The sequence below is a fragment of the Vibrio lentus genome, from assembly GCF_002875945.1.
Classification (GTDB): Bacteria; Pseudomonadota; Gammaproteobacteria; order Enterobacterales; family Vibrionaceae; genus Vibrio; species Vibrio apostichopi.
In genome coordinates, this window is sequence record NZ_MCZK01000054.1 from 1 (window position 1) to 9,048 (window position 9,048).

Below are 9,048 nucleotides of genomic sequence, written 5' to 3' on the forward strand. Positions count from 1 at the left end.
CTAAGCGGAGAAGAGCCGCGCAAGTTATCTTTAGCTGAGTTTAGCCGTAGCTTTACCGGGATCGCATTAGAATTGACTCCTTGCTCATCATTTAAGAAAAAAGACTCTAGATTGGTCATGAAGATGTCTCAACTATGGTCTAAGATCGAGGGAATAAAGCGGTCATTGGTTTCTCTTTTTTTGCTATCTTTGATTTTGCAAACAACAGCGCTAATTTCGCCTTATTATATGCAATGGGTCATAGATAGTGTTTTACTTAGTAACGACAAGGCATTATTAATAGTTCTTGCTTTGGGTTTTTCAATTCTCACCATAATTAAAATTGTTGTTGCTGCTTTTCGAAGCTGGTTGGTTTTGAGGATTAGCAATGTTCTTAATATTCAAATGGGTGCTAATTTGTTTCGTCACTTAATTAGACTTCCCATTAGGTATTTTGAAAATCGTCACGTAGGTGATGTGGTATCTCGATTTGGCTCTTTAAATGCTATAAGAGAATTAATCACAACAGGCGTTGTTGAGGCGACTATTGATGGAATAATGGCAATCACTATCTTAGTAGTGATGTATCTCTATAACCCGGTTCTGGCATCTATTGCGATTTTATTTGTGTTGATGCTTTTCTTTATCCAAATGTTCTTTTATTTCCCAAACAGACGAATTACTGAAGAGTCTATTGTTGCTAATGCAAATGAAGATACCCATTTCCTAGAAAGCATTCGAGCCGTCCAAACCATTAAGTTATTTAATCACGAAACTCACCGTCAGAACGTTTGGTTAAATCGATATGCTGAAGTAATCAACGCAGATATTAGACTTGGGAAGTTGAATATTACAGAGGATAGCTTGATTGGGCTTCTTCTTGGGTTAGAGTCCATTTTTATTATATATTTCGGTGCTTTAAACGTTATGGATGGAGGGTTTACGGTTGGTATGCTTTTAGCGTTCATTGCTTACAAAGGCCAATTTACGACCAGTATCAATGCTTTTATTGGAAAGATGTTCTCTTTCAAGTTATTGGGCCTTCATCTTGAGCGTTTGTCCGATATTACTTTAGAGCAACAAGAAGAGTTCTTATGCAAAGCAACGCTACCAAAGTGCATTAAGGGAAGTATTAAGATTGAAAAATTAAGCTACCGATATGCTGATAATTTAGATTGGGTCATTAAGGACCTCTCTTTTGAGGTACGTTCAGGTGAATGCGTAGCTATTACTGGTGAATCTGGATGTGGTAAGACAACGCTTATGAAGCTAATCTTGGGTCTTCTTAAACCATCTTCTGGCACTATCTATCTCGACGGTGTAAACATTCAAGACCTGTCACTTAACGATTATCGACAATTACTGGGTAGTGTAACGCAGGATGACATTTTACTAAGTGGAACGCTATCAGAAAATATTACTATGTTCGATTCAGATTATGATGAGAATAAGGTTATAGCGTGTTGCCAAGCGGCTTGTATCTGGAATGAGATTGCATTACTTCCTATGGGGTTAAATTCATTAGTGGGAGATATGGGAAGCTCTTTTTCTGGAGGGCAACTACAGCGTATTTTTCTAGCTAGGGCCCTCTATAAGGAACCTAACATTTTGTGTTTAGATGAATCGACAAGCCATCTTGACGCTAATAACGAAGTGTCAATTAACAAAAATTTGGATGACTTAAATGTCACTAAGATCATTATTGCACATAGATATGAAACTATTAACTCTGCGGATAGGGTCATCAACTTGAAGTAAACCAAGTGTTGAGCCTGCATCTTTGATACGAGGGTTTACTCGGTCTTAACCTTGGAGTATTACCTAGCGTTTTTATTGTTACTTCGATCAGGTTTTCCTATCGACTGGCGTTGTTGACCAAATTAGTTGAACCTTTCCTCAATCCTGCGATCTGATCCCATGTAGTTGAAGCATGGTGATGTTATGGGTAAATCGAAAAAGAAGATAACGGACTGGAATGAGTATAATGAAGCCTTGTGCAAACGAGGCTCAGTAACGTTTTGGATTGACGACTCAGCCGTTGAAGCGTGGCACTACAAAGGCCACCATGGCAAACGTGGTAGAGGCTTTCAATTTTCTGATACCGCTATTGAAACAGCTCTGATGATCAAAGAGGTTTTTTCTCTCCCTTTATGTGCGCTGCAAGGCTTTATTGATTCTATATTAGCCTTGATGAGCGTCCCTCTGCGATCCCCTAACTACACCAGTATTAGCAAGCGTTCAAAGACCGTAAAGGTAAAATATAAGAAAAAATCTAAAGGTCTAGTTCGCCACATCGCAATTGATTCAACAGGTCTGAAGGTCTCCAGTGAAGGCGAATGGAAAGTTAAAAAGCATGGTGCAGAAAAGCGTAGAACTTGGCGTAAACTGCACCTTGCCGTTGATGTCGATACGCATGATGTTGTTAGCGCAGAAGTTAGCCTCGTCAACGTTGGTGATAGTGAAGTTCTCCCACACTGTTGAATCCGCTTCGTAGAAAGGTGTATTCCGTATCAGCAGACTGTGCTTACGACACGTGAAAGTGCCATGAAGTATTGCAGAATAAGGACTGCACGCCTCTCATTCCTCCCAGAAAAAATGCTGGTTACTGGGAAAAGGGGCACCCTCGGAGTGAGGCTGTAGATGCACTTAAACATGATACTCTAGCTCAGTGAAAACTGCCTCTGGCTACCACAACCGTTCAATTTTTGAGACGGCAATGTCCCGATATAAAGGACTGACTAATGGTACATTGAGTTTGAGATGCTATAACGCTCAAGTTGGTGAGGCATTAGCAAATGTCAAAGCAATGAACAAAGTCCTAGGGCTAGGTATGCCTATTAGAAACTAACAGGTAAGTTCGAAGGATAGCTACGTCCTTTACCTGCTTTGATCAACAACGCCAGCTTTGTCCAAAAACGAGTTGAACGAAGCCGCTCAGCGACCCGACTACCAACTAACCCCGTTTAAAGTCCGTCAATTTTAGCCAACCTTCATAATCACTGGCTAGAATCACTGAGTTGATTTTTCATATACGCCAGAAACGAAAAATGTCGCATCCATGCGACATTTCTCTTTTGGCGGCCAAACCAGTTTTGCTATATCCATTCTAGATTTCAATCCATTAGGAGATTATTCAGAATGTACTTATAAGATGCTGTTAATGTTAATTAGTTCAATTTAAGCGGCATTTTTTTTCGATTTATTTTCTAAGTCGAATGACGCCTCAATCAATTTCTTGGTGTAGTCATTTTTCGGGTTGTTGAAAATATCTTCTGCAGAGCCTTCTTCCATCACTTCCCCTTTCTGCATCACCAAAACACGATCCGAAAGTGCTTTCACTACCGAGAGGTCATGGCTGATGAAAAGGAAACCGATGTTGTGCTTGGTTTGAATGTCTTTCAACAGGTCAATCACGGTCAGTTGTACCGAGCGATCGAGCGCTGAGGTTGGTTCATCCAACAAGATAAAAGAAGGTTCAAGAATCAGCGCACGAGCAATCGCGATACGTTGTCTTTGCCCGCCCGAGAACTCATGTGGATAGCGGTTAATTGAATTAGGTTCTAGACGTACTTCAATCAGCGCTTTGCGTGCTCGTTCCAATCGTTCTTTCTTAGAGAGCTGAGGTTGATGCACCGTTAAGCCTTCGGTGATGATTTCCCCAACTGTCATACGTGGTGACAAAGAACCATAAGGGTCTTGGAACACCATTTGTACATCTTTCTTGAGCTTATGGCGTTCTTTGTCGGTTAATAAACTGACATCTTGGCCTTTATAAACAATACGTCCGGTACTTGGCAGCAAGCCGATTAACGCTCGTCCCAGTGTTGATTTTCCTGATCCGGATTCACCAACAATACCCAAGGTTTCGCCCTGTTTAAGGTTTAGCGAAATGCCTTTTACGGCTTCGAAGTACTGATTTTTGCTCTTGATAAAATGTGATTTAACCAAGAATTGAACTCGGATGTCGTCCGCACACAATAGCCCTGGGGCTGATGCCTCAACAGGAACCTTAGCGCCTTTCGGAATCGAGTTAATCAGCATGCGTGTGTAGTCGTGTCTTGGGTTTTCGAATAAGGCTTGAGTCACCCCTTCTTCAACCAGTTCACCTTTACACATCACCAGAACACGGTCTGCAAAGTGTTTTACTACACCAAGGTCATGGGTAATGAACAAAATCGCCATGCCCATCTTGCTTTGAATCTCTTTGATCAAAGAGAGCACTTCCGCCTGAACCGTAACATCTAATGCCGTAGTCGGTTCGTCGGCAATCAAAATATCGGGCTCATTAATCAAGGCCATTGCGATCATGATGCGTTGCAGCTGACCACCAGAAAACTCGTGAGGATACTTAGTGTAGGCTTGCTCTGGCATTGGTAGATGAACAAGTTCAAACAGCTCAAGTACGCGCTGTTTGGCCTTCGACTTCGATACCTTACGGTGACACATAATGGCTTCAGCCACTTGAATACCTACACGCAGATATGGGTTCAAAGAGGTCATCGGCTCTTGAAAGATCATGCCGATTCTATCGCCCCGAATTGACTGCATTTGGCGTTCTGTTTTTTCGAGTATCGATTGTCCTTCAAACTCTATTTGAGATTGAGGATCAATGATGGCGTTATCAGGAAGCAAACGCATCAGTGCGTTGGAAGAGACTGATTTACCTGAACCCGATTCACCAACAATGGCCAAGGTTTCGCTGGAGTTAAGGGTAAAGTTAACCTTTTTAACCGCATCAATGATTCCATCATTGGTTGTGAAGCTAACGGAGAGGTTATTGACTTTGAGAATGGCCCGGTCCGACATGATATATCCTTATCAATTTAAGACATTAGGTGAAGATTGAACTTCTGACGTTGTTTTAAGCTGCCCAAAATGGTGATGAGCGCGCTGAATTTGTTCTAGCTCAAGCATCCAATGTGAGCTGCGCTGAGCACTGCAAAAAGCGATCAAGTGATTGAGTAGATCTTCACTTTGCTTTTCCAGTAGTGAATAAGTCCGTTGAATCAGTTCAGTGCTTTCTAGAGAGATAAACTGCATCAGTGCATAAGACTGATTCAATGTGTCAAAGGCTTGCTGTTGTAGCCCCTGACGGTTAAGAATTTCTGATTGAGCTACGCTTGCGTCCCTAAGCCCTGCCAATAGACAAGCAAACTGACAGGGTTTGATGTCGCTTTGGTACGCTGCGTCTTGGATGTGATGAGGAAGAGAATTGAGAACATCACCATAAAGGCGTTGTGCCTCAGGCCAGTGACCTTGTTCCATTAACTGTTCAGCTTTTAGGTAGTGCATCCAGCATCGTTCAATTTCCATATCCACATCCTCAATTTATAATATCAGGAAATGTTAATGATATTTATTATCAATTGCAAATTAAAATCATTTACATGTTAGGTTGGTAAATAAAATAACCCTTTATTCTTAATAATCGGCTCAAATTGTGTGTTATTTGTTCAGTTGAACAGCGGTGTTGCGTAAGTCACTAAATTTATAGGAAATTACATCTACACTGATTTTATCTACACCCAAGTAATAAAGGACTAAGGAGGCGGCCATGGCGATTCAAAGACTCAATACAGAACAGCTGTATCAGGTAGCAGAGCTAGAGAAGCTACCCTGCAAGTCGACCAAAGAACTGGCTCCAATTGACGAGATCGTCGGGCAAGAACGGGCGCAAAAAGCCGTTGAGTTCGCGATGTCAATTAAGGAAAAGGGTTACAACATTTATGCGATAGGACGTAATGGTCTAGGTAAACGCACCATGATCTTGCGTTATCTCAACCGTCACCCTCAAGAAGTCGAGGAGCTTTTTGATTGGTGTTACATCGCGAATTTTGAAGACATTCGTACACCTAAAGTGCTCAAGTTACCGAGCGGCGTTGGCAGCAATTTAAAGCAAGATATCGAAAAATTGATGCGTAAATTGCTTAAAGGTATGCCTCTTGCGTTTGATAACGAGATGTACTTTAGCCGTGCTGACAGGCTTAAAAACCAGCTGGCAGCCAAACAGCAAGCAGCGCTAGAAAGCATTAGCCAAGAAGCAAAAGAAAAGGGTATTAACCTAACGATTACCACTCAGGGCGATTACCAGTTTGTCGCAATGAACGGCGAGGAGCTTCATACCGAAGAGAGCTTTGATTTGCTTTCGCCGGAAGAGCAAGATCAGTTCGATAAAACCATCGATGGATTGGAAGTGGGGTTACGAACCATTTCTCGAGAGCTGACTGAACTTGAAGAGACGTACACAGAGAAAATTCAAAAGCTAAATGATGATACAGCAAGGGATGTGATTACCCACTTTGTTAAGCAGTTGAAGCAAGATTACAGTCAATATCCAGAGATCAAAAAGTACCTCACGGCACTGCGTAAAGACATTGTCGAAAACGCTGATATTTTCTTAGAAGAGAGCACTGAGCAAGCTGAAATCGCGACGGCTTCTCTGGATAAGAAAATGCCACGTCGTTACAAAGTTAACGTCATTGTCAGCCAAAAAGAGCAGTCTCTGCCGATTGTGGTCGAAGAGAATCCAAACTATCACTCGCTGTTTGGTTATGTCGAAACGGCGACCTTTAAAGGCACAGTATTTACCGATTTTTCTTTGATTCGTGCGGGTAGCTTACATAGAGCTAATGGCGGCGTATTGCTGATGGATGCGGTGAAAGTGTTAGAACAACCGTATGTATGGGAAGGGCTTAAACGTGCGCTACGTTCACGTCAATTGAGCTTTGCTTCATTGGAAAAAGAGGTGACCCTAACGGGCGCAGTATCACTTGATCCAGAACCGATTCCATTGGATGTGAAAATCATTCTGTTTGGTGATTACCGCACTTACCAATTGCTGCAGCATTACGATGCGGAGTTTGGTGAACTGTTCCGTGTGACGGCCGATTTTGAAGATGAGATGAAGCGCACTGCGGATTCTGAGATGCATTACGCACGCTTCATTTCGAGCATCGTGCATGACAACAATATGCTGCATTGTGATCGTAAAGCGATTGCTCGCATCATTGAGCACAGCTCACGTCAGGCCGGTGACCAAGGCAAGCTATCGCTGCATTCGGCACACATTGCGAACCTGCTTCGTGAGTCTAACTACGTCGCGAGAGGGGCGAAATCGAATCTGATTCGTTCTACTCACGTTGACCAAGCATTGTCTAATCAACAGATGCGTGTAGGACGACTGCAAGACAGCGTAATGGAGACGTTTACTAACGGTACGACGCTGATACACGTTGATGGTCAGGCGGTTGGGCAAGTGAATGCGCTTTCTGTACTCAGTACCACCGATCATATGTTCGGTGCGCCAAACCGAATCACGGCAACCACCGCTTACGGTGATGGTGAAGTGATTGATATTGAAAGAAACGTAGACTTAGGTGGGAGTATTCACTCGAAAGGGGTGATGATCTTATCGGCTTATCTTTCTTCGGTATTTGGTAAGACAGCGAAAGTACCGCTCACCACCAATATTACCTTCGAGCAATCGTATGGTGGCGTGGATGGGGATAGTGCGAGTATGGCCGAGTTCTGTGCGGTAGTGTCTGCTTTTTCTAAGCAGCCGAACCGTCAAGACATCGCAATTACTGGCTCTATGAACCAGTTTGGTGAATCTCAACCAATTGGTGGTGTGAACGAGAAAATTGAAGGTTTCTTTGATGTGTGTGAAATCAAAGGACGTTCAAATGAGCAAGGGGTGATTATTCCGCGCTCTAACGTTCACAACCTGATGCTGCGCAGTGACATCGTCAAAGCGGTTGAAAAGGGCGAGTTCAACATCTGGGCGATTGACCATGTGACAGAAGCGATTGAGCTGTTCACGGGCAAAGCAGCAGGTGAAGCGAGCGATGAAGGGAGCTATCCTATCGATACTATCTTTGGTATCGCTCAAGCTAAACTGAATGCTTTACGTAAATAACTTAATGCGCAAGATCGGGTAAATAACCGTTACCCTTTGATTTAGCTAAAACGAAACAGCCATCGATATTATCGATGGCTGTTTTTTTTGATTCTTACAATCTCTAGCACTTAAGCATTACGTAAACGAAGCTTGGTACCATCGAATTTCAGTTTACCCAGTAAATTCTTCGCATTGGCACGGCCGATATCATCAAACTCGACGCCGTAGCGTGCGTAGTGTGTCGATTTTTGCAAATTACACACTATGCCTCGTAGCGGAGGAATAAACGGACCGTTGTAGTTTCCAGGGGTGATCTCGATAGACACTCTATCTGCGATCTGAATCGGTCGTGAAGTGGGTGATGTGACAAAGCGACAACCACTTTTCGAAAGATCTCGTATCTCACAATTCATTCGCTGATCATTAAAGATGATTCTGGAGTCTAAATTCACTTCATAACGCGTTTCTTTACGAAGTTGAGTCACCTGCATTGTACTTGGCGTCGATAACACCAAGATTGGGAAAGGTTCGCCAATGTTATGATGAATCTGACATCTGAAGTGGATCAGCGCGCCTTCTCCTCTTAAAGAGTAAGCTCTCGCAGTCATCCAAAACCCTTCCTGAAAGAAAAAGCGTAGGTCATCGCTTGAAACCTCAGGGACTTCAACCAATATACAGTTCTCACTGTGTGTGCCGATAAACTTCGTGGTTGCCAAAAATTTAGTGCCAACCGGAGTCGAGACGTTTAACGTCAGTTCACTGCCGTGCTCAATCATGGCCAGGGCATCGGTACTATTAATCGTGGAAATAGTGCGATTTCGAGGATCTTGAAGAGCCTGATTATGCTCCAAAGGCTTCTTCAGTGGTGCGTTCATTATGTTTCTCCATGCGCCAACATGCGTCTGTTAGTTATTTGGTAACTTGCTAACAAGGTGTTATTACGTGCTAGGTTTAACAGGAGTACTTTATATTAATTTATAGAGTGGTGTTTTTATTTGCTGTTTTTATATGAAGCAGTTAACTCTAAATTATTTTCTGTGTTTGTAAGTACTTAGTTTTATTTATATGCACTTGCGTTAGTCTATTACAAGGAACTGATACTTCAAACTTTTATTGTTTGGCGTACCAATTATTTGCAGGAGTTGAGAATGAAGGGGCTTTGTTGCGTAATT

Annotated in this window: 5 protein-coding genes and 1 pseudogene; 3 read left to right on the top strand and 3 right to left on the bottom strand. The window is 42.6% G+C overall.

The window, feature by feature from the left end; all coding sequences use genetic code 11:
- The coding region (locus BCT49_RS04610) for a peptidase domain-containing ABC transporter (protein ID WP_102434335.1) at positions 1-1,737 on the top strand (1,737 nt) is incomplete at its 5' end.
- Between the two features lie 183 nt (positions 1,738-1,920).
- Positions 1,921-2,827, top strand: a pseudogene (locus BCT49_RS04615) (IS5 family transposase).
- Positions 2,828-3,156: 329 nt separating this feature from the next.
- Here BCT49_RS04615 and BCT49_RS04620 read toward each other — a convergent pair.
- Together BCT49_RS04620 and BCT49_RS04625 are read right to left on the bottom strand one after the other, a co-directional pair.
- Positions 3,157-4,785: an ABC transporter ATP-binding protein gene (locus BCT49_RS04620; protein ID WP_102434336.1), complete on the bottom strand. Its 1,629-nt coding sequence runs from the start codon at positions 4,783-4,785 to the stop codon at positions 3,157-3,159.
- Between the two features lie 12 nt (positions 4,786-4,797).
- Positions 4,798-5,292 carry a hypothetical protein gene (locus BCT49_RS04625; RefSeq protein WP_017111389.1) on the bottom strand — a complete coding sequence of 165 codons (495 nt, stop codon included), beginning with the start codon at positions 5,290-5,292 and terminating at the stop codon, positions 4,798-4,800.
- 241 nt (positions 5,293-5,533) lie between these two features.
- Between BCT49_RS04625 and BCT49_RS04630 the strand changes: the two genes are divergently transcribed.
- On the top strand, positions 5,534-7,894 hold the full coding sequence (locus BCT49_RS04630; RefSeq protein WP_017111390.1) for a Lon protease family protein: 2,361 nt from the start codon (positions 5,534-5,536) through the stop codon (positions 7,892-7,894).
- Between the two features lie 110 nt (positions 7,895-8,004).
- Here BCT49_RS04630 and BCT49_RS04635 read toward each other — a convergent pair whose 3' ends face one another.
- Positions 8,005-8,751: a flagellar brake protein gene (locus BCT49_RS04635; protein WP_017111391.1), complete on the bottom strand. Its 747-nt coding sequence runs from the start codon at positions 8,749-8,751 to the stop codon at positions 8,005-8,007.
- Positions 8,752-9,048 lie beyond the last annotated feature (297 nt).